Source organism: Flavobacterium branchiophilum NBRC 15030 = ATCC 35035, assembly GCF_002217205.1.
Lineage (GTDB): Bacteria > Bacteroidota > Bacteroidia > Flavobacteriales > Flavobacteriaceae > Flavobacterium > Flavobacterium branchiophilum.
Window position 1 is genome coordinate 1 of record NZ_MUGT01000106.1, and the last position, 26544, is coordinate 26544.

Consider the following 26544-nt stretch of genomic DNA (forward strand, 5'->3'; position numbering starts at 1 on the left):
AATTTTGCGTAACGTGAGTTATTATTTCTTAAAGAGTTTTTCGTTTGTAGCCGAGTATGAATTTTATAATTATTACAATTCATCCAAAACTATAAATAACAAATACGATTTTTTGACTGCAAGTTTAATTTATCAAAAAAAAGACAGCAAGTTTGAATACAAGATTGCAGCAACCAACTTGCTCAATACTACCTCTTTAAACGATGATAGTTTTACGCAGTTTTCTACAAGAACTTCGCAATATGTGGTGCAACCAAGGTATATCATTTTTAGTTTGAAGTACAATTTGTAAATAAAATCGTTGTATAAAGTTTGTTAAAAAATGTAATGAAAAATGTAATGAATAGTATAATTTAATAAAAATTTAATTAATTTTATATAATTTTATGTGAATAAATATATATGATACAAATTATAAAACATTTTAATAAAAATTAATAGCAATCACCATAAACTTAAAAATTTAAAAAAAAATAGAAAAAGTTAACTTTTTGCAAAATAATTGTTTTATTTGTAAAAAATTTGCTTTTAGAGATGAAAAAAAAAATATATGAATGGATCTTTTTCAAATTAATGGGTTGGAAAATTGAAGGTTCATTAAATCCAAATATTAAAAAATGTATTTTAATGGTGGTGCCACACACGAGTGCACATGATTTTTATTTAGGAATTTTCACACGAGGAATAACCGAATTAGAAATGAATTGGGTGGGAAAAAGGGAACTATTTAAGTTTCCACTTTCTTATTATTTCAAATACATGGGCGGAGCTCCATTAGACCGTTCGGGAGGGTTGAATAAAGTAGATAGCATTGCTGCTTTATTTGAATCACGAGAAACTTTTAGACTAGCCATTGCTCCTGAAGGTACCCGAAAAAAAGTTACTGAATTAAAATCGGGATTTTATTATATTGCATTAAAAGCAAATGTACCCATAATTCCTGTAGCATTTAACTTTGGCCAAAAAAAAGTAAGTTTTGGCAATCCTTTGCAACCCAGTGGTAATTACGAAAATGATTTACCTATTTTATTACAAAATTATAAAAACGTCAAGGGTAAAATTCCAGAATATAGTTTTGATGTAAAAGATTAAATAATTTTTTGGATTCAAATTTTCTGAATTCAAAAAATTGACAAAACCGCAAAGATTTTAAAATTACAAATTATTCTTATATATTTTATTTTTATTTAAAAATTAGATTAATCTAAAATAAACAAGCTATAAATTAATGTTTTTTGGGCGTTCCCCAAGGTTGGACCTATTCGTTGCAAACAACGTTCATTGAACTCCAGAAGAAATATAATTTTGTGAAATAATCTTTTTTGATTTCCACATTCAGAAATTATATTCGTACAATACAACACCCCTTTTGGGGTCTGGGGGGCTTCTAAAAGGATTTCCACTGCTTTCCCTCACTCAAAATCCAGTAAAAAGAACATTCCTTCTTAAAAATTTACAAATTTGCTATGTTTTTTTAGGATTTAACAATTAAACCTTACAAGCCAAACCTTCATCTATTTCAAGACTTCAATACAACAACTTTCAACTTTTAAACTATTAAAATTTCCTTAAAAACACTATAAAGTTTGAATAATTGACAATAAAAATAGTTACTTTTGCAAAAATGACTAATCTTGAAAATTACTATCAATTAAAATGGTAAATAAATTAAAAAACATACTTTTTTCTACACGATTAATGGCAATTTTATTTTTAGGATTTGCTATTGCCATGGGAGTAGGTACTTTTATAGAAAGCAAATACAACACAGATACTGCCCGAATTTGGATTTACAATGCTTGGTGGTTTGAAGGAATTATGTTGGTATTTGTATTAAATTTTGCTGGAAATATCAAACGATACCAACTGTATAAAAAAGAAAAATGGGCAACACTGCTCTTACATTTGTCTTTTATTTTTATTATAACGGGAGCTTTTATCACAAGATACATTAGTTTTGAAGGTGTAATGCCTATTAGAGAAGGTGTTACAGAGAACAAATTTTATTCTGATAAAAATTTTATAAGTATTTTTGTAGATGGCAAGCATCAAGGTGCTTTAAAAAGACGTACTTTTGAAAAACCAGTATTGTTTTCAGAAGCTACAAATAATCATTTTATTTTAAAAGAAGCTTTCAGTGGTACACCTTTTGAAATTTCATTAAAATCTTATATTATGGGGGCTCATGAAGCCATAAAAGAAGACAAAAAAGGGAAATTATTTTTTAAAATGGTGGAGTCTGGAGGAGGCAACAGACACGAACATTATTTAAAAGAAGGAGAAGTGATTGACATTCACAACATACTTTTTTCATTAAACAAATTTGTAAAAGGAGCCATAAATATTTCTATTAAAAATAACGTTTATACCATAAATACACCTTTTGATGGTAATTTTATGCGAATGGCTGATAAAATGCAAGGAAATGTTTCAAAAAACACCGAAGCTCCACTAATGATCCGTTCTTTATACAATGTAGGGGGTAGTCAATTTGTTTTTCCTGAACCTGCAAAAATTGGTTTTATAGAAATGGTGTCGAGCCACGATTTTAAGGCCAAAAAACAAGATGATGCCCTCATTTTGACTATCAAAACCAACAATCAAACAAAGGATGTTACCGTTGTTGGATCAAAAGGCAAACAAGGCGAACCGCAAATCATTAAAATTGGAAAATTAGAATTTACACTTGCTTATGGAAGCAAAGCCTATACGCTGCCGTTTCAAATCAAACTCAACGATTTTGTGGCACAAAAATATCCTGGTACTGAAAAAAGTTATTCTTCTTACGAAAGTCATATTTCCGTTTTAGACCAAAACAATTTTGATTATAAAATATTTATGAACCATGTATTAGACTACAAAGGATACCGATTTTTTCAATCGTCTTTTGATCCCGACGAAAAAGGAACAGTTTTATCTGTTAGTCATGATTTTTGGGGTACTTGGATTACATATATCGGATATTTCATCTTATTTTTATCATTAATGGCTATTTTATTTGTAAAAGATTCTCGATTTGCCGATTTGAAAAGAAAATTAGAAATTGTAAAATCAAAGAAAAATCTGTTATTAATTATTTTATGTACAAGTTTTAATCTGGTAGCTCAAAACCATCAAAATAAAGTGCCCACCGACCAACAATTGGATTCTATCATCAACAAATATAAGGTTGATGAAATACATGCTGCAAAATTTGGCCGTTTGATTATCCAGGATTTAGGGGGTAGAATGAAACCTATCAATACATTTTCATCTGAATTATTAAGAAAAGTAAGTCATTCTGATAAGTACAAAGACATGAATGCCGATCAGGTATTTTTGTCAATGACACAGTTTTCAAATGTGTGGTTACAAATGCCAATTATCTACATTAAACCAGGTAACGACAGCATACGCAAAATAATTGGTATTCCAGCCCAGCAAAAAATGGCTCGTTTTGTAAACTTTTTTGATGAAAAAGGCAACTACAAATTGTCTAAATATTTAGACGAAGCTGCTCGAACTGCCAATCCAAATCAATTTGAAAAAGACATTGTTGAAAGTGATAAAAAAGTCAATTTGATGAATTCGGCTTTATTTGGAAGCATTTTGAAAATTTTTCCAATTCCAAATGATGTAAACAACAAATGGATTTCATATCCAGAATTATCAGAAGTCAAATTAACGGGCATGGATGCTGTGTTTACCAAACAAATTTTGCCTATTTATGTGATGTCTTTACAAAATGCTGCTACAACAAAACAATATAAAGAATCTGATTTTTATTTGGATGGCATGATGAAATATCAAAAAAAATACGGAAATAAAGTATTACCCACACAACAAAAAATAGATACAGAAATATTATATAATAAATACAATACATTACAAAAACTACCATATATCTATTTGACCCTTGCCTCATTAATGTTTGTGTTGGTTTTAATACAAATTTTTACAAACCATCAACTTTTAAAACTATTAATCCATTTTATTCATCTAGTAATAGGGTTAACCTTTGTAGTTCATACTATCGATTTGATTGCTCGATGGTATATTGCCGGTCACGCTCCTTGGAGCAATGCCTATGAATCGATAGTGTATGTTGCATGGGCAGCCATGTTTTTTGGCTTATCATTTGACATCAAATCCAAACTTACAGTAGCCTCTGCAGCATTTGTTACTGCCATGATTTTAGCCGCCGCAAGCGCCAATTGGATAGATCCAGAAATAGCCAATTTACAACCCGTACTTAATTCCTATTGGTTAATGATACACGTTGCGGTAATAGTGGCCAGTTATGGCCCGTTTGCTCTAGGCATGATTTTAGGTTTTGTTACCTTACTTTTAATGGTTTTTACAACCAAAAACAATCAAAAAACCATGACCTTACACATACAGGAGCTGTCAATTATCAATGAAATGGCACTAACCGTTGGTTTGATCATGCTTACAATTGGCAACTTTCTTGGCGGACAATGGGCCAACGAAAGTTGGGGAAGGTATTGGGGCTGGGATCCTAAGGAAACGTGGGCACTTATTAGCATCATGGTTTATGCCTTTGTAATTCACGCTCGATTTGTACCCGCTTTGAGAAGTAAATGGTTGTTTAGCTTAATGAGCATGTATGCCTTTATTGCCATTTTGTTTACTTATTATGGCGTAAATTTCCATCTTTCTGGTTTACATTCTTATGCCAGCGGCGAGGCCAAATCATTAAGTTGGATTGCTCAATGTTTTGGTTTTATTAGTTTTATTGGAGCTATTTCCTATTTTAAATTTAAAAAATACTATAAAAAATAAAATCTTATTTAATCTTACAAAATGAAAAAAGCACTTCAAATTATCAGCATTTTATTATTTTTAATATCAATTGGTATGCACGCTCAAAACAATAAAACCATACATTCATATAAAGTTAAGGACATTGAAGGAAAAGAATTTGATTTTGCCTCTTTGAAAGGAAAAAAAATCATGATTGTAAACACCGCTTCAAAATGTGGACACACTCCACAATATAAAGATTTAGAAACCATTTACAACCGTTATAAAAATCAAAATTTTATTATTATAGGTTTTCCTGCCAATAATTTTGGCGAGCAAGAACCTGGAACAAATCAAGAAATTGTTACTTTTTGTACTCAAAACTACGGGGTTACTTTTCCGATGATGAGTAAAATTTCTGTTAAAGGCAGAGACATACACCCTATTTACCAATTTTTAACCCAAAAAAGCAAAAATGGTTTTGCAGATTCTTTTGTTGAATGGAATTTTCAAAAATTTTTAATCAATGAAAATGGCGAATTAGAAAAAATAATAGCTCCTGGCATTCTGCCAACAGATAAAATTGTTACCGATTGGATTGTCAAAAAAACAACCAAATAAATCATTATTTCAATATAAAAAGCCCCCAAAATGAACATAAAAACCATTCAAATAGCACTGTTTTTTGGCATTTCTGCTATAATTTTAGGTGCCTTTGCAGCTCACGGGCTCAAAAAATATATTACTCCCACAGACATACAAACATTAGAAACTGGTGTAAAATATCAAATGTATCATGCCCTTTTTTTGATTTTTATTGCCAATAATCAATTATTTACTCCCAAAGGAATCAAAAACATTACTTTATTTATAAGTTTTGGTGTGCTCCTTTTTTCAGGATCTATATACATTTTGGCAACTGCTGCTATTACACATATTCATTTTAAACCCTTTGGCATCCTTACGCCCATTGGAGGCATACTTCTTATTATGGGCTGGTCGCTAGCCTTAAAACAAACTTTTAACAAAATAAAATAAAAAAGTTAGAAAATAAATCTTATATAAAATATAATTTTTACCTTTGCACTTTATTACAAATCCATAAGCACCAACATTCAATGGGAAATTATATTCAATTTACGAAATCGATTGCGTTAAATGAATTGACACTCAACCATATACTTTTTTATTACAAAAAAGTAAATCCCATTTGAAATCAATATAGACATTAAAATTAGCACATCTTTTATTAAATTTTATAACAACACACACACAAAACATTAAAAAAAACATTTATGGAAAACAACATTCAAACCACGAAATCGATTTCGTTAGAAAAATATGGAATCCTTAATACCTCAGAAATTATCTACAACCCATCGTACGAGGCATTGTTTCAAGAGGAGTTAAATGCAGACTTGCAAGGCTACGAAAAAGGACAACTAACAGAACTTGGTGCTGTAAACGTTATGACGGGTGTGTTTACTGGACGCTCGCCAAAAGACAAATACATTGTAGAAGACGATATTACAAGAGACACCGTGTGGTGGACTTCAGACAAAGCCAAAAATGATAACAAACCCATTTCAACAAACACTTGGGATGCCCTAAAACAAAACACCTTACAACAACTGTCTAACAAAAAATTGTATGTAGTAGATACTTTTTGTGGTGCAAACGAAAACACCCGCCTCAAAGTACGTTTTATTGTAGAAGTTGCTTGGCAGGCTCATTTTGTTAAAAATATGTTCATCAGACCCACAGAGGCCGAACTCGAAACTTATGGCGAACCAGATTTTATTGTACTCAATGCTTCAAAATCAGAATTTAAAGATTTTGCAGCACATGGTTTAAACTCAGAAGTATATGTTGCCTTCAATTTAACCGAAAAAATGCAGTTAATTGGCGGCACTTGGTATGGTGGCGAAATGAAAAAAGGTTTGTTTTCTATGATGAATTACTACCTTCCATTACAAGGTATAGCCTCTATGCACTGCTCCGCAAACAAAGGGAAAAATGGCGATGTAGCCGTATTTTTTGGCCTTTCAGGAACTGGCAAGACCACTCTTTCTACTGATCCAAAAAGAGAACTCATTGGCGACGACGAACACGGATGGGACAACGAAGGGGTTTTCAATTTTGAAGGCGGATGCTATGCCAAAACCATCGATTTGAGCCAAGAAAACGAACCAGATATTTTTGGAGCCATCAAAAAAGACGCTCTTTTAGAAAATGTTACCGTAGATGAAAACGGCAAAATCAATTTTGCAGATGGTTCGGTTACTCAAAATACCCGAGTTTCTTATCCTATTTACCACATCAACAACATCGTAAAACCTGTTTCTAAAGCAGGACACGCTACAAAAGTCATTTTCCTTACAGCAGATGCTTTTGGTGTATTACCTCCCGTATCCAAACTTACTCCAGAACAAACAAAATATTATTTCTTATCAGGTTTTACTGCAAAATTAGCAGGTACCGAAAGAGGTGTTACCGAGCCTCAACCTACTTTTTCTGCTTGTTTTGGCAAAGCCTTCCTTTCGCTTCATCCTACTCAATATGGTGAAGAGCTTGTAAAAAAAATGGAACAACACCAAGCCAAAGCCTATATGGTAAACACGGGTTGGAACGGTACAGGCAAAAGAATTTCTATCAAAGATACCAGAGCCATCATCGATGCCATTTTAGATGGATCTATAGAGGAGGCCGAAACTACCAATATTCCAATATTCAATTTGAGCGTTCCAACCCATTTACACGACGTAAATACTACGATACTCGATCCAAGAAATACCTATGCTGATGCCAGCGAATGGGCTGCAAAAGCTACTCAATTAGCCGATTTGTTTGTGAAAAATTTCGTTCAATATACCCACAACGAGGCAGGCGAAAAATTAGTAGAAGCAGGTCCAAAACTATAATTTTTAGGGCACCTAATCCGCCCTCCACTCCCGCTTTTTTTTCTTGCCGCAAAAAACCAATAATACGTAGAGCGGCAAGAAAAAAAGAGCTCCGTTCAGGTCGGGGTGCTTCATAAAAAAAAGGTAGATTCAAATCATAACAACTTACCTCTAATATAAATTAAATTCAAAAAATCCTTAATACTGCAATCAGTAATTAAGGATTTTTTTATATACATATAAAAAATTATAATTTAGATGAAAAATTTTTATACAAAATAAACATTACAACTCAAGCATCTGAATACAATTTTCTCTAATATTCCATACAGTATCAAAGTCCATTCAATTTAGTTGTATGATTAAAAAAAACGAGACGAAATTTACCGTATTTCATCTCGTTTTTTACACACAACCGCATTAGAGCACATGGTATCTTAACCCAAAATATAGCATCCTACCATTTATGGGACCCCAAATATTTGTAGCATTAAAATAAGGACTAAAAGGCTGATCTCCATCTATAAATAAATTTTGTTGTTTAAAATTTGTTGCATTTTCAACTCCAATATAAGCATCCCATTTTTTGTAAAATGTTTTTGATACTTGCCCAGAAATTTGACAATATGCAGGTGAAAACGTATTCCCTGTTTCGTTCAATGGGTTTTGAGCGGTTGCCATTAATCGTTTAGATCCAATCCACTGAGTTGTAAAATCAAAGTGAAGGTGGTTGTCTAGTTCATAAGCCAAATTTATAAATGCCCTATTTTTGGAAGTTAAAGGTTTTTCCAAAAGTTGTTGATTGTAAGTAGTTTTTACATCCATGTATTTATAAGCCAATCGAACATCTAATTTTGGAATCATTTCATAATTAATTTCTAACTGATATGTTTTGCTAAATGACTGACCTTCAAGATTATAAAATTGAATTTGATTGATATTAGAGTCTGTATCTACAACAACTTGGTTCTGAAAATGGGTTTGAAAAGCATCTAATATAACAGTGCCATTCTGATTATTTAATCGAAATTGTTGTTGAATAGAAATTCCAAAATTCCAAGATTTTTCTGGTTCAAATCCATAAGCAAATGGCAAATGTGCATTCTTATAAAAAAATGTTTTAGAACTCATCAAAAAATTTGAATTTTCAGACAAAATAGAGGCTGTTCTAAAACCAGATCCTGCAGAAACTCTCAGTATGGTATTATCTGTAACTTGATATTTGAAGTTCCAACGGGGTGTCAATTGGGTTTGATAGCCATTATGAAAATCCATTCTCAATCCAAAAACTGCTGAAAATTTGGCATGGGGTACAAAAGTATATTCAACAAAAGCACCTAAATCTTTTTCATGTCTTACAAAATTTAGGCTTGAAAGTGTTTCAAAAAATCGATCATTCTGATATTGTAAACCCAAACGGTATTGATGTTCTGTTGTATTCCATATCGATTGAAAAATCAGACTCGCTTGAAAAGATTGTTGTTTTCCATAATAGGTATTGAACCCATAATAAGCATCGTTATTAAATTGATTTCCAGACCAAAGCAAACCAATAGATTGGTATTTTTGATTCTCAAAAACATAACCCAATTTGCCAGAAAAAGTATAATTTTGTACATTAATCCCAACTCCATACTGGTTTGTTGTAAATTGATCCGTACTTTCATGAAATGCCAATTGACCTGCCTGTCGAGTATCTTTCAATGCTTTTAGCATCCATTGTGCCACAAACCCTCGATTGTTATCATACCTCCATCGATTCATGATATTGATTTGATTACCTGTTGGAATATCCAAAAAACCATCGCTATTTTGATCATTTTTTCTAAATACACCATTGGTATGAGTAAATAATGCCGTACTCCAATTTGAAGTAATTTTTTTAGCTAAATGAAAATTTATTTCTGTTCTTCCTAATTCATTATAGTATAAATTCAGAAAAAAAGGGGGCATTTTATCTGGCTTTAATGTTTCAATATTGATTTGTCCAGTCATACTTTCATATCCATTAGCTACAGACCCTGTTCCCTTTGTAATTTGTATGCTTTCTATCCAAGGGCCAGGAATAAAAGTCATACCAAAATTTCCAGACAAACCTTTAATTTCAGAAATATTCTCGGTTGTGATTTGTGCATAATTTCCTGAAAGTCCCAACATTGCAATCTGTTTGACACCTAAAACAGCATCCGTAAAACTAACATCTATGCTTGGATTTGTTTCAAAACTTTCAGACAAATTACAACAAGCCGCTTTTAACAACTCTTTTGCCCCCATGGTTGTTGTATTCCTTACGCTTAATTTTGAAACATAAGTTGTTGGTTTTCTGTTTATAAGCACAACTTCATTTAAGTTGGTTGACAATACTTTTTGCACAGGTCTCTCATATTGACAACAAGGGGGTAATTTTGCATATACAGCATCATGGGATCTATAATCTTCTGTATCATGACCAACATTTGCCAAATTTTCTTTAATTCTTGAAAGAGGCATTTTTATTGAATCAAAATGAATAGTAAGTAATTGCGTGTCGATATCCCAATGGACAGTTTTGATATAAGGACTTTTTAAAGTTTTAACAATACGATTTTGACATAACTCACAATTGCCAAAAACTTTAAACGTTGCTTGTTTTATATGTTGTGCATTTGCACAAAAATTAATTATCAAAAATAAAAATAAATTTATTTTTGAAATTTTAAAAAATATCATCATTGTATTAAATTAAAATGTATTAGTACTAATAATTCTTATATGAATTATTTAAATTGTAGCCAATAATGGCTGTTTACTATACATTATAATTTATTTTAGGCATCAACCACATTTTTGCATATCCTGTATGCAAAGCTACTTGATCCCAAAAAAAGATTTTTATTTTAGTTTCATAAACCGCTTTGTTTACAAACTCAAACGTACAAATTGCACTACAAATAGTAATCCAGTTAGAAACACAACAACACCAAACGGATAGGCATTTTTTGGCACAACCTTTTGATTTAGCTTTTTTTTCAACCGATTTATTACAACATGATTGTTTTTTTGAAGTATTTTCGATATTTTTTTTACAACATGATTTTGAATTGGTTTCACATGCCAATGATGTAATTGGACACATCAAGCATCCAATTACAAACAAAAGCATCAGTATTTTTTTATTCAAAATCATAATCACAGTTTAATATAAGCTAGGATATTGAGCTGGATTTAAGTCGTGCATCATACCGTATATTTTTTCGTAAATATCTTCTAATGAAGGCTTTGAAAAATAATCGCCATCTGTACCATAAGCAGGTCTGTGTGGCTTCGCAGTAAGCGTTTCGGGTTTACCATCTAAATATTGGTATCCATTTTGCTCTTCTAATATTTTTTGCATCAAATAGGCCGAAGCTCCTCCAGGAACATCTTCGTCAATTACTAAAAGGTGGTTGGTTTTTTGCAAACTTTTTACTACTTCATGTGCCTCGTCAAAAGGCAATAAAGATTGGGCATCTATAACTTCGCAATCAATTCCAATTTCTAATAATTCTTTAGCCACTTGTTCTACCATTCTTACAGTTGAACCATAAGAAACCACTGTAATATCAACTCCCTCTTTGATTATTTCAATTTGTCCTATTGGTGTTTTGAATAATCCAAGATTTGAAGGTATTTTTTCTTTCAATCGATAACCATTTAAGCATTCTATTACTAAAGCAGGTTCGTCTGTTTCTAATAAAGTATTGTAAAATCCTGCCGCTTTTGTCATGTTTCTTGGTACTAAAACATGCATGCCACGAACGGCATTAATTATCATGCCCATTGGCGATCCAGAATGCCAAACACCTTCTAGTCTATGACCTCTAGTTCTTACAATTAATGGGGCTTTTTGTTTGCCACAAGTTCTGTACTGTAATGTTGCCAAGTCGTCACTCATGATTTGTATGGCATATAACAAATAATCTAAATATTGTACTTCTGCTATTGGACGTAAGCCTCTCATAGCCAATCCAATACCTTGTCCAACTATAGTAGCTTCACGTATGCCCATATCGGCCACTCGCAAGTCGCCATACTTGGCTTGCATGCCTTCTAATCCTTGATTGACATCGCCTATATAGCCAACATCTTCACCAAAAATTAAAACTTCAGGATATTTTGAAAAAATAGCGTCAAAATTTTCTCTCAACAACATTCTACCATCAATATCCTCTGCATTTTTATCATAAGTAGGCACAACTTCTTCTATATTTTTATAGGATTTGTTTGATTCAGAGTGCAAATGGGAACTAAATTTTGGCTGTACTCTGGCAAAATAATTTTCTATCCATTTTGACAATCTGTAATGTCCAGACTCGCCAATAACTAAACGCAAAACTTTTCTTGCGATTGAAATGACTTCTTTATGAATTGGTTCTTTGATACTTTTTAAATCAGACGCAAATTGTCTGATATAAAATTTATTTTTGCTCGACTCGGCTATAGACTCAAGGAGCATTACCAAATCATTTTGTTCCGTTTTAATAGACGATACAAAAGCATTCCAAGCCGCTTTTTTGCCTTCAATCACTCTTTTTTTGGCATCCCTTTCCAGTTGGTCTAGCTCTTCAGACGAGGCAATATTAGTTGCAATCATCCATAACCGCATTTGTCTGATACAATCAAAATCACGTTCCCAGTGAAGCCTTTCTTCGTTTTTATAGCGTTCGTGAGATCCAGAAGTAGAATGCCCTTGAGGTTGTGTTAATTCATTAACATGTACTAAAACTGGAATGTGATTTTCTCGAGCTATTTTTTCTGCTTTTTGATAGGTTTCTATCAAGTTTACATAATCCCAACCTTTTACTCTAAAAATTTCGTATCCTTGGTGTTGATCATCTCGCTGAAAACCTTTCAAAATTTCAGAGATATTTTCTTTGGTTGTTTGGTGTTTGGCATGAACAGAAATACCAAATTCATCGTCCCAAACACTCATCAACATTGGTACTTGTAATACGCCAGCTGCATTGATTGTTTCAAAAAACAAGCCTTCAGACGTAGATGCGTTGCCAATAGTACCCCAAGCAATTTCATTACCATTGTCTGAAAATTTTTCAGCATCTATACCTGAAACATGACGATAAATTTTAGACGCTAATGCCAACCCAAGTAATCTTGGCATTTGCCCTGCGGTTGGCGATATATCGGAACTGATATTTTTCATTTGCATTAAATCCTTCCAATGCCCTTGATCGTCTAATGAATGGGTAGCAAAATGGCCTCCCATTTGTCGGCCAGCACTCATCGGATCATGCTGTATATCAACATGTCCATACAATCCAGCAAAAAACTGTTCGATAGTTAATTCGCCAATTGCCATCATAAAAGTTTGGTCTCTGTAATATCCAGAACGAAAATCGCCCTTTTTAAAAAATTTTGCCATAGCCAGTTGCGGAACTTCCTTGCCATCTCCAAAAATGCCAAATTTGGCCTTTCCAGTTAGCACTTCTTTTCTTCCCAAAAGACTACATTCTCGGCTAATTAGGGCTGTTTTATAATCTTGAATTACTTCGTTTTTAAAATCTTCAAACGATAGAACAGTAGTAGTTTCTTGTTGTGTCATGTATTTGAGGTCTGAATTTTATAATAATACAAAATTAAATAAAAAAAAATTATAAAATCCTTTTTTTTTAAATTTTTTAAAATAAATATTTGACAATATTAAACCTTAATTTAGCTTGTATATTATGGATTTTTTAATAAAATCAAATAAAAAAAACACATTATGTTTTTATTTTGTTGATTTTATAACTTTTTAAAACCATTTTCGTGTAAATAAATTTGAAAGTGTAGTTGTACTTAATGTTACAATAAATCGTATTTTTTGGTTATAATTTTTATTGGTTATATCCCAACCATTTGACGAATATATAGGAAAATACAACTCGAAATAATCGGGTACAAAATTCAATCTTATTCCAGAATCAAATACAAATTTACTGTTTTTGTATTGATTTTTATAAGCACTTACATCGCCATAAACTTCTACCCAATTCCAAATATTAGTACTGGCATTTATAGCCGTAAGCCACTGATTGGCATAAGCATCTGTTAATTTTGTTTTGAAACCACCTTCGGCAATAATGATTTGCTGACTAAAAAGGCCATGACTTTCTGATCGACCAAGATAGTTGTAATCAAATAAATAATCGGTTGGACGGTCTAAAGCAAAACTAAAAAAATCTGTAGCAGTATTTCTATATAAAAAAGCACCCGCAAACCATCGAACATTCAATTGTCTGTTATTTTCATACAATTTTCTAAACTCAAAATTAGTAGCGATTTTACCAAATTTGCTAGATAATTGTAAGTTATTTAGAAATCCAAATTTTTTGGCCATTTCAGTATTATTACTTCCATATTTGGCATCAAAAACACCATAATTATCTGTTTCCTTGAACGTTACAAAATTACTTGTAGCCCTATTGACGGCTACATATCTAAAATTTAAAAATTGTCTTTTGTTGTCTCTTAAATCATTTTCCCTAATTGTAATTCCTACAAATGGTGTAATTTTAGTATATAAAGCATCTGGTGCATAGTGAGACATTAAACCAGATAGTCCAAATTGACTTCTGTACCAACGGCTTTGTCTATTAAATTGAGCAAAATAAACAGAAAAACTACCCGTCAAAGACTTAGTTTTGGAAGCATACAATGGTTGAATGTCATAATTAAATGGTTTGTTCAAAATGGCACTGTTATGAAAACGCATTCCTACCGTAACGCCATCGTACAAATTGTAACCCACAACGGGTACATATAAAATTTGATTATAATCGGCATCTTCAATATCTTTCATAAATGCAAAGGAAAATGGCTTATTATTTGGAAAAAAGCCTTTTATTTTTTTCCAATTATTTCGTCGGTTATATTCGGGTACTTCATTAGTAAGATTCAAAACCAAATGGTCTATATTTGTTTTTGGAAAAGTAAAAATACTATCCCGAGACACATTTTCGATCCATTTTTTAAATACAATTTGATTGTTTTTCAATCCATATAAAGGGATAGGAACATTGGTTTGGGTTCTATTTTGAATTGTAAATTGCAAACTATCTTGTTTTTTTACTAAATGGCTTATTTTATAGTCAATGATATCTCGTTTATCAACTAAAATATCAAAAAACCAATCTATTTTTTTTGGTGCTTTTTTTTGTAAAACCTGTTTCAAATCTGCTCTTGATGTAATTTGGGTTTTATTCAAATTAAAATATTCTTGAAAGGATTTCAAAACAATTTCATTTCCTAAATAAGCATCTAAATACTTGAAAGACAAACCACTACGGTATTTTCCAGCAATTTTATCATTAAATCGGATAAGGGTTTCTTTTGAATCACCAATTGGTTGATCTAAATTTTTTCTGGCCATCAACATATAAAAATAGCTATATTGTTCGTTAAAATCCAATTGAAATACATGATAGCCTTGTAACAATTTTAATTTTGAAAGAGAACCCGTCATTTTCATATCAGGATAATTTTCTTCCATGTATTGCATCATCAAAAATATTTGAATACCATCTATCAAAAAATTATCTTTTCTAATATTTATTTGCAAACTATTTCTTAAATAATTATTCAAATAAGTTTTTAAAAATTTCTGTTCAAATATAAATTCATTTGAAAAAGGACTTAAAAAAGAGGGCAATTGGCTTAACCCATATAATGGATTTCTGTCGTAATCTGCTTGAGAAACTAGGAGTTTTGAGTGTGGAAATGTACCCAAATTTTTATTAACAAAATCACATACTTTATTGATAATCAATATTTTTTCAATTGGAGCTAGTTTTTTATCTGTTAAATTGGTTTGAATTTCCAAATCGTTATTTTTATAACTCAAAAAATCTGCTTTTGTATTACAAATTAATGTAAAGTGCATTTTATTATTTCCTTCTAATATAATTTCATTTATATTTTCTATATTTTGTTGAGATTTAATTATCAAATCTGAAAAAATGTTAAGGTTTTTTGGTGTTTTAAAATTCAAATATAAATGGAATTTTTCTAAATAAGCATCTTCTAAATCGGCATTTTGTTGCATTACAAATTGATGATTTTCAAAACGACACGGCAATAAAAAACAATCCTTTAAATGGTAATTGCCTTTTTCATCAAAACCATAATCTGTAAATTTTGCATGAGGAAGTTTGATTTGGTAATGAATTGTAAAATTAATTTTTTGATTTGGTGCTAACTTTTCTGGTAAATTAATAATGATAAAATCTGTAAACTGAGCAGGTCTTTCCCAGGAAAGTATTTTATTTTTATCAGAAAAAACAGTATTAACTTGCGTATAACCTTTATCTTTTTCGGACGATAAATGAAAAGTTCGGACAAATTCATCAGAAAATCTTGCTGCCAAAAAAGTGTTTTTGCTAGAATACGCATGATTCCAATCATTCAATACTATTTGGGTCAAAGTATCTGAAGAAATATTATGGTATGTAACTTGTTGTACAATATCCATTTTTTTATCAATATCATCCATTTTCACATCAATATGGATGATATTTTGAGAAAAAACATTGCAATTTATCAATAAAAATAAAGAATATAAAAAAAAATTAATTATCTGTTTAAACATATCTAGTTGTAAAAATTATAAAAAAAATAAAAATACAACAAATTCCATCAAAAATCGACTAAAAAAGTAAAAAATATTTTTTTAAATTTATTTTATTATCAAATTGTTATTTTTTGAACTAAAATTTAATCTAATTAATAAAAAAAGTTTAATTTTGTACCTTATTGGGTGATTTCTCTCCAAAAGAAGGAATTTTAAATATTATTTTACAAAAATAGTTATTATGTCTGAATTGAAAGAATTAACTGCAAAGACATTTATTGACCTCGAAGAGCAATTTGGGGCACACAATTACCACCCACTTCCAATCGTTTTAAGTAAAGGCGAAGGAGTATATGTTTGGGATGTAGAAGGTAAAAAATATTACGATTTTTTATCAGCATATTCTGCTGTAAATCAAGGGCATTGCCATCCAAAAATTATCCAAGCATTGATACAACAAGCTCAAACACTGACACTTACATCTAGGGCATTTTTTAATGATCAATTGGGGCCTTATGAAGCTTTTGTAACAAAGTATTTTGGTTTTGATAAGGTTTTACCAATGAATACTGGAGCAGAAGCAGTAGAAACAGCATTAAAAATAGCTAGAAAATGGGCTTATGAAGTAAAAGGAATAGCCGAAAATCAAGCTCAAATTATTGTATGCGATGGTAATTTTCATGGTAGAACCACTACGATCATATCATTTTCTAATGATGAAAATGCACGCAAAAATTTTGGGCCTTACACTTCTGGATTTATTAGTATTTCGTATAATAATTTAGAAAGTTTAGAAAAAGTTTTAAAAGAAAATCAAAATGTTGCAGGATTTTTAGTAGAACCAATTCAAGGAGAAGCGGGTGTTTTTGTGCCAGATGAAGGTTTTTTAAGTGGTTCAAAAGCCCTTTGTGAGCAATATAATGTGCTTTTTATTGCAGACGAAGTTCAAACGGGCATCGCTCGAACTGGAAAATTATTGGCTGTTCATCATGAAAATGTCCAACCAGATATATTAATTTTAGGTAAAGCCATTTCTGGTGGTGTATATCCAGTTTCGGCAGTTTTGGCTAATCATGCTATTATGAATGTGATAAAACCTGGACAACACGGATCTACTTTTGGCGGAAACCCTATTGCTGCAGCTGTAGCCATAGCCGCATTGAAAGTTGTAAAAGACGAAAATTTAGCAGAAAATGCAAATTATTTAGGAAAAATTTTCAGAAATAAATTAAATGACTACATTAAAAATTCCAATATTGCTACATTAGTAAGAGGAAAAGGATTGTTAAATGCCATTGTAATTAATGATGCTGAATCTAGTGATACGGCTTGGAATATTTGTATGGCATTAAGAGATAATGGTTTACTTGCAAAACCTACACATGGCAATATCATTAGGTTTGCCCCTCCATTAGTAATGAATGAAACCGAGTTGTTGGATTGTGTATCCATTATCATTAATACGTTGCAACAATTTGAAAAATAAAAGGAATATTGAAAATCTTTGTTCAAATTATAATTTTTTAACAACTATTTTTTTAACTATACACTTTTAATTGAAAAATATAAAAGTTGTTTAATACTTATCAAAGTGTTTGACAACTTTTTTTTGTTTATAAAAAGTTAAACAAAATAGCATCAAAACAAACCTAAATCGTTTTCGTTGATAACTAAATGTGTAAAAGTTTGTTTTGTAAACATAAAAAAATGTATTTTTATCAAATATTTATTAAAAAAAATATTGTTCTTGCAATTTTAATCAAAATTAAATTTGCTATTGGCAACATAAGTAACTATTTTATAATTAATTAACTAAAAAAACTATGAATTCAGAACAAAACAAATCCAATCAATCTGCCTTGTACACCTTGATATCGGTGTTTTTCTTTTGGGGATTTATTGGAGCCTCAAACGGTGTGTTTATTCCATTTTGCAAAGCCAAATTTGGATTAGATCAATTTCAAAGCCAACTTATCGATTTTGCATTTTATGGAGCCTATTATATAGGTGCCTTATTGCTATTTATTATAAGTAGTGGTATCAAACGAGACATATTGAACTCATGGGGTTTCAAAAAAGGAATTATCAATGGATTACTAATCAGTACGGTAGGAGCAATTTTTATGATATATGCTGTAACAGTAGGTAATTACGCATTAATTTTAGGAGCATTATTTGTAGTTGCTTTAGGATTTTCATTACAACAAACTTCTGCTCAACCTTTTGCCGCCTCGTTGGGCGAGCCTCAAACTGCTTCGAGTCGTTTGAATTTAGCCGGAGGTATCAATTCTTTAGGCACCACTATTGGACCAATTGTTGTTTCGTTGGCCCTTTTTGGGGTGGTTTCTGGCGTAAATATCGATGAGTTTGCACAAAAAGCGGATTCATTAGACGCTATGATAACGCTTTATATGGCTGTGGGTGGTTTATTCTTGTTGGCCGCAGCATTGTTCTTTTTTTCCAAAAAATTGCCTGCTGGCAAAATGGACGCTACATTTGAATCGGCCTCAAAAGCCCAAACAACTTTGATAGCCATAACAGCCGTTTTGGTTGTTATTTTTGGTTACATTTTTTCGAGATATGAAAATGCAGATTTTATAGAACATTTTATTAAAAACAAAGAAAAAGATTATTTAGGACTTACTTTAACGGTTTGTACCCTTTTGGTTGTAGTATTTGGCTTATTATTTGCTAATGTAAAAGCTCAAAAAAATCCAGAAGGATGGGGTGCCATGAAATATCCACAATTAGTATTAGGGATGTTGGCATTATTTACTTATGTTGGTGTAGAAGTAACCATTGGCAGCAATTTAGGAGAATTACTAAAAACCGCCGATTTTGGAAATATCGAAGGTGCTGGTTTAGCTCCTTATATGTCTATGTATTGGGGAAGTTTGATGATAGGACGTTGGGCTGGAGCTATTTCTGTTTTTAATCCAAGTGATAATTTAAGAAAAATTTTATTAATTGCCGTACCTTATATTGCTTTTGCAGTGGTTTTAACTGCCAATGCGGTATCAGGACAAGACATCAAACCTTTATATGCTTATGCCTTTGTAATCCTATTTCAAATTGCTGGTTTCTTTTTAGGAAAAAACCATCCTTCTAAAACATTGATGATTTTTGGATTAATGGGAATGGTTGGCATGTTAATTGGGTTATTTACAACTGGTATCGTAGCTACATTTGCCTTTATGAGTGGTGGTTTATTTTTAAGTATCATGTGGCCATCTATTTTTGCATTGGCTATTACTGGTTTAGGAAAATATACGTCTCAAGGTTCTGCTTTTTTAGTAATGATGATTCTTGGTGGAGGTATTATACCACCATTACAAGGTAAAATTTCTGACATAATTGGCATCCACAATTCCTATTTTATTCCTGTATTGTGTTTTGCTTTTATTGCATTTTATGGATGGTATGTTTTTGAATTACTTAAAAAACAAGGTATTGCACACGAAGTAACCGCAGGTGGTGGTCATTAATACCAATTGCTACTATACAAAAAAACCATTAAGAAATTCTTAATGGTTTTTTTATGATTATTGTTTTCATTTTATTAAATAGAAAATTTGCTTTTATAATTAGCAATGTTCTATTTTAGTAATTTACTTATACATCAAAGCATTTGAAATTGAAATGCAAAACATCATTTATTCATTATGTAAAAATGCTTGCCTGTTCAAAAGTGTTTCTTCAGATTCCACATGTTGATCGTCTGGAATACAGCAATCTACAGGGCAAACAGCTGCACATTGAGGTTCATCATGAAACCCCTTACACTCTGTACATTTGCCAGGAACTATATAATAAATATCGTCAGAAATTGGTGTTTGAGCAGCATCTGCATCAACCGTTTCACCATTTGGCAAAACCACTTTGCCACTTAATTTTGTTCCATCTTTATACCGCCAGTCATCAGCTCCTTCATATATAGCTGTATTAGGACATTCTGGTTCACAAGCACCACAATTGATACATTCGTCTGTAATAATAATTGCCATTTTTTTTAATTTTTTTATAAAAATGATTAAAACTAATCTTTAACTCATAACACTTGATATGCGTTATTTTTTTTACTTATTTTTGTGCAAAATTACAATCAATTACATTCATAAACAAATCAATATGACATTAGCACAAAAAAAATATATTTTTATTGAATTAGGTCGCTTTTTAAATCAATTTTCGCAAAAAGAAATCCAAAAAAATTTAGATGTATTAGAAAATGAATTGTTTTTTGAAGATTTTCAAAATCTAATTGCCCTTTCTTCGTCTCACAATGGTTGGTTTACATCAGACAATGTGATATTTGCCGTGGACGCTTGGGCCAAAGCATTAACAAAAGAAAATTTAGATCAATGGCTTCAACCCTATCAAATTACAACTACTACACCAAAAACGGTAGGATTAATTTTGGCAGGAAATATCCCATTAGTTGGTTTTCATGATTTTATCACCGTGTTGCTATCAGGACACCGAGTGCTCATCAAAACCTCTTCCGACGACCAACATATATTGCCATTTTTAGCCAAATACATTCAAAAAATAGAACCAAAATTACAAGATTTTATCACTTTTACCAATGGTAAATTAGAACATTTTGATGCCGTAATTGCAACAGGCAACAACAACACGGCACGGTATTTTGAATACTATTTTAGAAACAAACCCGCCATAATTCGCCAATCTCGCAACTCGGTTGCTGTTCTCAACGGCCAAGAAACCAAAGAACAAATGCAAGCTTTAGGTCAAGACATTTTTAGATATTTTGGTCTTGGTTGTAGGAATGTTTCCAAAATTTTTATCCCCAGAAATTACAATTTTGATTTGTTTTTTAATGGCATGTTTCCTTATCAAGACGTGATTAAATATGAAAAATATGCTAACAATTATGATTACAATAAAGCCGTATTTTTGATGAGTAATTTCAAACTTTTAGACAACGAATTTTTAACCATCAAAGAAGACGAAAGCTACTCCTCCCCTATTTCGAGTATTTTTTATGAATATTACGAAGATCTTGACACATTACAATCAAAATTAGAACAAGATAAAGACAAAATTCAGTGCATTGTATCCAATCAATTGGTGCCAAATAGTGTTGCTTTTGGACAAACCCAATGCCCCAATCTTTGGGATTATGCCGATAATAGGGATACAATGGCGTTTTTATTGACTATTTGATTGAAAAACAAAGCATTTTTAAACGCAAAATCCATTTTTAAACTCCATTTTTTTGATTCAAAAAATTATTAATTTCACAAAAAAACAGCTGCTTTTTTTTATAATATTTTTTTTTTAGAAATATAAAAAATAATGTTGCAAAACTAATACCATACACCCCAAAAAACACTTGAATAAGCCCAACGCTAAAACGATTTTGTTAATAAGATTATGAAACTATTAGCAAAAAATTAACCCATTTTTAAAACGAATTTACGAAATTTGCAACTTAAATTTTGGAAAATTACTACACACAACATGAAAAAACATAATTATAGTGCAGGACCATGTATCTTGCCACAAGAGGTTTTTGAAAAATCAGCTCAAGCTATTTTAGATTTTAACCAATCTGGCCTTTCTCTTTTGGAAATTTCACACAGAAGCAAAGATTTTGTAGCCGTAATGGACGAAGCTAGAGCCCTAGCTTTAGAATTACTAGGACTTACAAACAAAGGGTATCAAGCACTTTTTTTAGCAGGTGGTGCTAGCTTAGAGTTTTTGATGGTACCTTTCAATTTGATGAAAGAAAATGGTAAAGCCGCTTATTTAGAAACTGGAACCTGGGCAAGCAATGCCATCAAAGAGGCCAAATCTTTTGGCGAAACCCTAGTGGTAGCCTCATCAAAAGAGGCTAATTTCAACTATATTCCAAAGGATTACACTGTTCCGGCAGATGCAGATTATTTTCACTGTACAAGCAACAATACTATTTTTGGAACTCAAATGAAAACATTCCCAGAATTAGACATTCCTGTTGTTTGCGACATGAGTTCTGATATTTTTTCGAGAGTGTTAAATTTTACCAAATTTGATTTGATATATGCTGGAGCTCAAAAAAATATGGGACCCGCTGGAGCCACTTTGGTAGTAATTAAAGAAAGTATTTTGGCAAAAACAGGTCGAAATATTCCAAGTATGCTCGACTACGAAAAACACATCAAGGCCGATAGTATGTACAACACACCACCCGTTTTTCCAGTATATGCTTCGTTATTAACCCTTCAATGGTTGAAAAATTTAGGTGGAATAGAAGCCATCGAAAGAATCAATAATGAAAAAGCAGCGCTTTTGTATGCTGAAATAGACAGAAACCCTTATTTTGAAGGCACTGCAAACGTTGCAGACCGTAGCCACATGAATGCCACTTTCTTGCTCAAAAACCAAGAACAAGCACCCATTTTTGATGCCTTATGGAAAGCCGCTGGCATATCAGGATTGCCAGGACACCGCTCTGTTGGCGGATACAGAGCTTCTATGTACAATGCACTGCCGCTAGAAAGCGTTCAAGTATTAGTAAATGTTATGCAAGATTTTGAACAAAAAATGTCGGAATCTAATTTTTAAATAATAAAAACTGTCGGATAATATTTGAAAATAGTATCAATCTTGATTAATTTTAACCTAAAATATTTAATAAAATCATATAAAAAAATGAAAGTATTAGCAAATGATGGTATCTCAAAAAGCAGTATTGTTGCATTAGAAAAAGGCGGATTTGAGGTAATTACTACAAAAGTAGCACAAGAGCAAGTAGCCAATTATATAAACGAAAACAACGTAAGTGTCATTTTGGTTAGAAGTGCCACAAAAGTTAGACAAGACATCATCGACGCTTGTCCTGGTATAAAAATTATTGGTCGTGGTGGCGTTGGTATGGATAATATAGACGTGGAATATGCCAAATCAAAAGGAATTCACGTTATCAATACTCCCGCTAGCTCTTCTGAATCTGTGGCCGAATTGGTTTTCGGACATTTATTCAACGGGGTTCGTTTCTTGCACGATTCAAACCGAAACATGCCATTAGAAGGCGATTCTAAATTTGAAGCCCTTAAAAAAGCCTATGCTAACGGGGTCGAATTAAGAGGTAAAACTTTAGGAATTGTAGGAATTGGACGTATCGGACAAGCCACTGCAAAAATGGCATTAGGACTTGGTATGAAAGTAATTGCTGCCGACAGTTATATCGACAAAGTAGATGTTACAGTTACCTTTTTTGATGGTCAAAGCATCACCACTACAATTGTGTCTCAATCATTAGAATCCTTGTTGGCCGAATCCGATTTTATCACCCTACATGTTCCTGCTCAAAATGGATACGTCATCAGCGATGCCCAATTTGATAGCATGAAAACAGGCGTTGGAATTGTAAATTGTGCCAGAGGTGGCGTTATTGACGAAGTAGCTTTAATCAAAGCATTGGACAGCGGAAAAGTAGCCTTTGCAGGTTTAGACGTATTTGAAAATGAACCAACACCAGAGGTAAAAATTCTTATGCACCCAAAAATTTCATTAACTCCACACATTGGTGCCGCAACAGGCGAAGCTCAAGACAGAATTGGAACAGAATTAGCCGAGCAAATTATCAAATTATTACAATAAATTCCTAGCGAAACTATTTGATGGTGGTGGAACTTTTTTTTAAGGATACTCAATTTTTATAAGTAGCACAGCCCTCCGCTTTCAAAAAGCACTCCAACCCGCCATTCGCTATATCTTTTTATTTTTAAGCCCCAAAAAAAGGGGCTTAAAAACAAAAAGGATGCCACTACTGTCGGGGCTATACAACTACACTACCCTTTCAAACCACTCCACAAATCCTATACAAAAGCAACTTCTTTCAAAAAAAATTTTTATATAATTCTTTTTTGAACTAATTTATATTGAATAAAAAAATAAATAACTTCATACAATATATAGCTATACAATGCAAAAATAACTTTGTAATGGTGTAAAATCTCATTTTTTATCAGTCAAAATTACTGCTATAAAAACATTTCCTTTTTGAATTACATTTTTTTAAAGGTAAACATTCAATTTCATTTACTTCCCTAAGTGCTTATTTTTATTGAAGTTCATCTACATTCGGCCGCAACGAAAGGTTGGGGGCTACTGGTTGTGCATCTGTCTATCGTAAATGGTTTTTAGTTGCAAATCGCCAAATCCATAAATTCCTTCTCTCTCTGAAAACTCTGAAAACACAACCTGAAATTCTGTAGAAATCGTGTCAATTATTGCTTTTACAACTTGGTCTGGTCTGCTCAAAGTGTTGTTTAAAGGAAATCTATCAATTGCTGCTTGACATACCGCTTCTAAATATTCAAAACAGTTAGATTGTTTTTTAGATAACTCATTCAACTTGGTTATGTCAGCAATCTGGTATGAAGCCCACAAATCTTTGCCTAATTCAATGTCTATTGGTGTAAACCGAATTTTTGATTCAAATGCCTGTTTGAGTTTTTGAGCGTTGGAAATGCCAAAACCTTTCCAAATATCTGATTTATGATCAATTATTGGAAAAACGCGATAGATATTTAAAGTTACGTTCGTTGCAAGAATCGAAATTAGAAACCACATATTTGTCTGACAAAACAAATCATTCTCGAACCAAAGACAAACTTCTGAATTGTCAGGTATATTTTTTATTTTTTTAAATTCATTTACAGTTTTTATTTCATATTCTTCAGTAGAAATTTTATAAACGTCAGCAAAAAATTCAGCTCGAACCCTCCAAAAGCCAGCCATACTGTCGGCATATACAGTACCGTCAATTAAACATTCTCTAAAAACAATAAAGTTTTGGTTCATTTTTGTTTGACTTAATTGTTCAGCCAAGCAATCCCCGTTTAAAATATGATAGGTTGCCATTATGATGTAGATGTTGTCTGTTTTTGCATTGCCACTAAAGTTAGCCTCTAAAAAAACTGCCGTTAAATATTTTCCAAAAATAGTAAAAAACTATGAAATAAAATAGCATTTATTTACAAATTTTCAAAAAAAAGAGGCACTAGATCCTCTTGAAATGCTAACAAAAACTTTTCGATAACTCCATAAGGGGCGTGAATGTAATCGGTTTAACGCATGGTTGTTTATTTTTTTATAGGTATTCGTTTTCTTTCAGTTCGTTCAACAGGAGTTTAACTCATGTATTTTATTTTTTATTGGTATTCGTTGATTACAATTCATTGCTCGGCTTGTAGATGCAAGGAAAGGCTAGCTGTTGGCAGATGTTTTTTTTTACCAAGTTTTTATTTCGTCATATTCAGGTTCAAAAATATGCTTCATTTCTTCGTTATTAAGAGTTGGTCTTATTTTGTCTAAAAGTTTACTGTAAATTGGAGATTTAAATTTATTAATTGCTTTGAAAACATATCTTTTGTTATATGGTGGCCAATATGGTTTATTTATGTATGTGTTATTTTTTTCAATGTACTCTAACATCTTTAATCCTTCTTTGTTTTTGTATGCAGCAATAGCTCTACAAAAATATAATAATTCATCACTAACATTTTCATCTGGGCTTAATTTATTAACTATGCTTTTTTCATAATATTTTTGTAAAATTGGAAAGAATTCATTATTTGGAAAGTTTTCTATTGATTTAAATATCCATTCTACACAATCCTTGTCGCTATTTAAAAAAACGTTTTTTAGTAATTTTACATCGGTAGTTTTCTTAAATTTTGATAATGCGTAGCAAGCTCCTAATTGTTCTCCACATCTATCAGTTTTCACATTAGACCTTTGTTTTATTATTGAATAATATTTTTCATTTGGTTCAATGTCTTGTAACATCCAATTTGAAACTTTTAAATATGGATGTCTCATTAAAACACTATCAACTAAGACTTTTTTTTCAGTTTGTGTTAGTTTTCTGCTGTCTTCCGCTTTTCTAATTAGTAAATCCGAAACCATAAAATCATCACAAGCGTCTTCGTAATACCACCAAGTTACTTTGGTTGTGTCGTTCAAATGCCCTAAAAGAACTTTAAAATAATCTTTGTCATTTTTGTTAACTAAAGTTCTGTATGCAATTACTCTTATTATAGGGTTTTCACATTTAAGTAGTTTCAGTAATTCTTCTTTAGTACAATTTTTTTTTATATAATTTCTTGCTATTGTATCACTTGACGGAAGTTTTTTTTCTGATGCGAGTTTTTTTAGATGAATTTGTAGTTCAGTTCTAAAATCAGAAATTTTATTCGGATATGGTTTTTCACGTCCACAACTAAATAATATTGAAATGATAAATATATACGTAATTTTTTTCATAATATATCTGCCAACGTCACTCTGTGAAAAAACTGCCGT

General features: G+C 31.7%; 17 protein-coding genes and 1 pseudogene. 12 read left to right on the forward strand and 6 right to left on the reverse strand.

Features of this window, described 5'->3' with window-relative positions:
- From B0A58_RS11680 to pckA, 6 genes and pseudogenes are all read left to right on the forward strand, one after another.
- Nucleotides 1–292 (forward strand): annotated as a pseudogene (locus B0A58_RS11680) (TonB-dependent receptor); the annotation flags it as partial.
- A gap of 242 nt (nucleotides 293–534) precedes the next feature.
- Nucleotides 535–1092 (forward strand): 1-acyl-sn-glycerol-3-phosphate acyltransferase, encoded by a 558-nt coding sequence (locus B0A58_RS11685; RefSeq protein WP_089081208.1) that lies wholly within the window; start codon nucleotides 535–537, stop codon nucleotides 1090–1092.
- Nucleotides 1093–1656: 564 nt separating this feature from the next.
- A complete protein-coding gene (gene ccsA / locus B0A58_RS11690) occupies nucleotides 1657–4782 on the forward strand; it encodes a cytochrome c biogenesis protein (RefSeq protein WP_089081209.1) in 3126 nt (1041 codons plus the stop codon).
- A 21-nt stretch (nucleotides 4783–4803) separates the two neighbouring features.
- Nucleotides 4804–5364, forward strand: a complete 561-nt coding sequence (locus B0A58_RS11695; protein WP_089081210.1) for a glutathione peroxidase — start codon at nucleotides 4804–4806, stop codon at nucleotides 5362–5364.
- 30 nt (nucleotides 5365–5394) lie between these two features.
- On the forward strand, nucleotides 5395–5781 hold the full coding sequence (locus tag B0A58_RS11700) for a DUF423 domain-containing protein (RefSeq protein ID WP_089081211.1): 387 nt from the start codon (nucleotides 5395–5397) through the stop codon (nucleotides 5779–5781).
- Nucleotides 5782–6038: 257 nt separating this feature from the next.
- Nucleotides 6039–7664, forward strand: a complete 1626-nt coding sequence (gene pckA, locus B0A58_RS11705; protein ID WP_089081212.1) for a phosphoenolpyruvate carboxykinase (ATP) — start codon at nucleotides 6039–6041, stop codon at nucleotides 7662–7664.
- Between the two features lie 399 nt (nucleotides 7665–8063).
- On the opposite strand, the gene B0A58_RS11710 is transcribed toward pckA, so the two are convergent.
- A complete protein-coding gene (locus tag B0A58_RS11710) occupies nucleotides 8064–10133 on the reverse strand; it encodes a TonB-dependent receptor plug domain-containing protein (protein WP_243389490.1) in 2070 nt (689 codons plus the stop codon).
- A gap of 404 nt (nucleotides 10134–10537) precedes the next feature.
- Between B0A58_RS11710 and B0A58_RS11715 the strand changes: the two genes are divergently transcribed.
- Nucleotides 10538–10822: a hypothetical protein gene (locus B0A58_RS11715; RefSeq protein ID WP_089081214.1), complete on the forward strand. Its 285-nt coding sequence runs from the start codon at nucleotides 10538–10540 to the stop codon at nucleotides 10820–10822.
- Here the strand turns inward: B0A58_RS11715 and B0A58_RS11720 are convergent.
- Both B0A58_RS11720 and B0A58_RS11725 read right to left on the reverse strand, forming a co-directional pair.
- The gene (locus B0A58_RS11720; RefSeq protein WP_089081215.1) at nucleotides 10819–13221 is read right to left on the reverse strand and encodes an alpha-ketoacid dehydrogenase subunit alpha/beta; all 2403 of its coding nucleotides are present in this window, start codon (nucleotides 13219–13221) and stop codon (nucleotides 10819–10821) included. The two genes, B0A58_RS11715 and B0A58_RS11720, sit on opposite strands and share 4 nt — an antisense overlap.
- A gap of 192 nt (nucleotides 13222–13413) precedes the next feature.
- Nucleotides 13414–16128, reverse strand: coding sequence for a gluzincin family metallopeptidase (locus B0A58_RS11725; protein WP_243389491.1), 2715 nt, complete (start codon nucleotides 16126–16128; stop codon nucleotides 13414–13416).
- Nucleotides 16129–16468: 340 nt separating this feature from the next.
- On the opposite strand from B0A58_RS11725, the gene rocD reads away from it, so the two are divergent.
- Both rocD and B0A58_RS11735 read left to right on the forward strand, forming a co-directional pair.
- On the forward strand, nucleotides 16469–17713 hold the full coding sequence (gene rocD / locus B0A58_RS11730; protein ID WP_089081217.1) for an ornithine--oxo-acid transaminase: 1245 nt from the start codon (nucleotides 16469–16471) through the stop codon (nucleotides 17711–17713).
- A gap of 337 nt (nucleotides 17714–18050) precedes the next feature.
- Nucleotides 18051–19712, forward strand: a complete 1662-nt coding sequence (locus tag B0A58_RS11735; protein WP_014084013.1) for an MFS transporter — start codon at nucleotides 18051–18053, stop codon at nucleotides 19710–19712.
- 168 nt (nucleotides 19713–19880) lie between these two features.
- Here the strand turns inward: B0A58_RS11735 and B0A58_RS11740 are convergent, their stop codons facing one another.
- Nucleotides 19881–20231 carry a 4Fe-4S dicluster domain-containing protein gene (locus tag B0A58_RS11740; protein ID WP_089081218.1) on the reverse strand — a complete coding sequence of 117 codons (351 nt, stop codon included), beginning with the start codon at nucleotides 20229–20231 and terminating at the stop codon, nucleotides 19881–19883.
- A 124-nt stretch (nucleotides 20232–20355) separates the two neighbouring features.
- Between B0A58_RS11740 and B0A58_RS11745 the strand changes: the two genes are divergently transcribed.
- The 3 genes from B0A58_RS11745 to B0A58_RS11755 all read left to right on the forward strand — a co-directional run bounded on the left by B0A58_RS11745 (nucleotide 20356) and on the right by B0A58_RS11755 (nucleotide 23835).
- Nucleotides 20356–21414, forward strand: a complete 1059-nt coding sequence (locus tag B0A58_RS11745) for an acyl-CoA reductase (protein ID WP_089081223.1) — start codon at nucleotides 20356–20358, stop codon at nucleotides 21412–21414.
- A 297-nt stretch (nucleotides 21415–21711) separates the two neighbouring features.
- Complete coding sequence (serC, locus tag B0A58_RS11750) at nucleotides 21712–22797, forward strand: 3-phosphoserine/phosphohydroxythreonine transaminase (protein ID WP_089081219.1); 1086 nt, start codon at nucleotides 21712–21714, stop codon at nucleotides 22795–22797.
- A gap of 87 nt (nucleotides 22798–22884) precedes the next feature.
- Nucleotides 22885–23835 carry a D-2-hydroxyacid dehydrogenase gene (locus tag B0A58_RS11755; RefSeq protein WP_089081220.1) on the forward strand — a complete coding sequence of 317 codons (951 nt, stop codon included), beginning with the start codon at nucleotides 22885–22887 and terminating at the stop codon, nucleotides 23833–23835.
- A 507-nt stretch (nucleotides 23836–24342) separates the two neighbouring features.
- On the opposite strand, the gene B0A58_RS11760 is transcribed toward B0A58_RS11755, so the two are convergent.
- Together B0A58_RS11760 and B0A58_RS11765 are read right to left on the reverse strand one after the other, a co-directional pair.
- Nucleotides 24343–25101, reverse strand: coding sequence for a DUF1835 domain-containing protein (locus B0A58_RS11760; protein ID WP_089081221.1), 759 nt, complete (start codon nucleotides 25099–25101; stop codon nucleotides 24343–24345).
- Nucleotides 25102–25470: 369 nt separating this feature from the next.
- Nucleotides 25471–26544 (reverse strand): hypothetical protein (locus B0A58_RS11765; RefSeq protein WP_207758849.1); only part of this gene is annotated, 1074 nt, incomplete at its 5' end.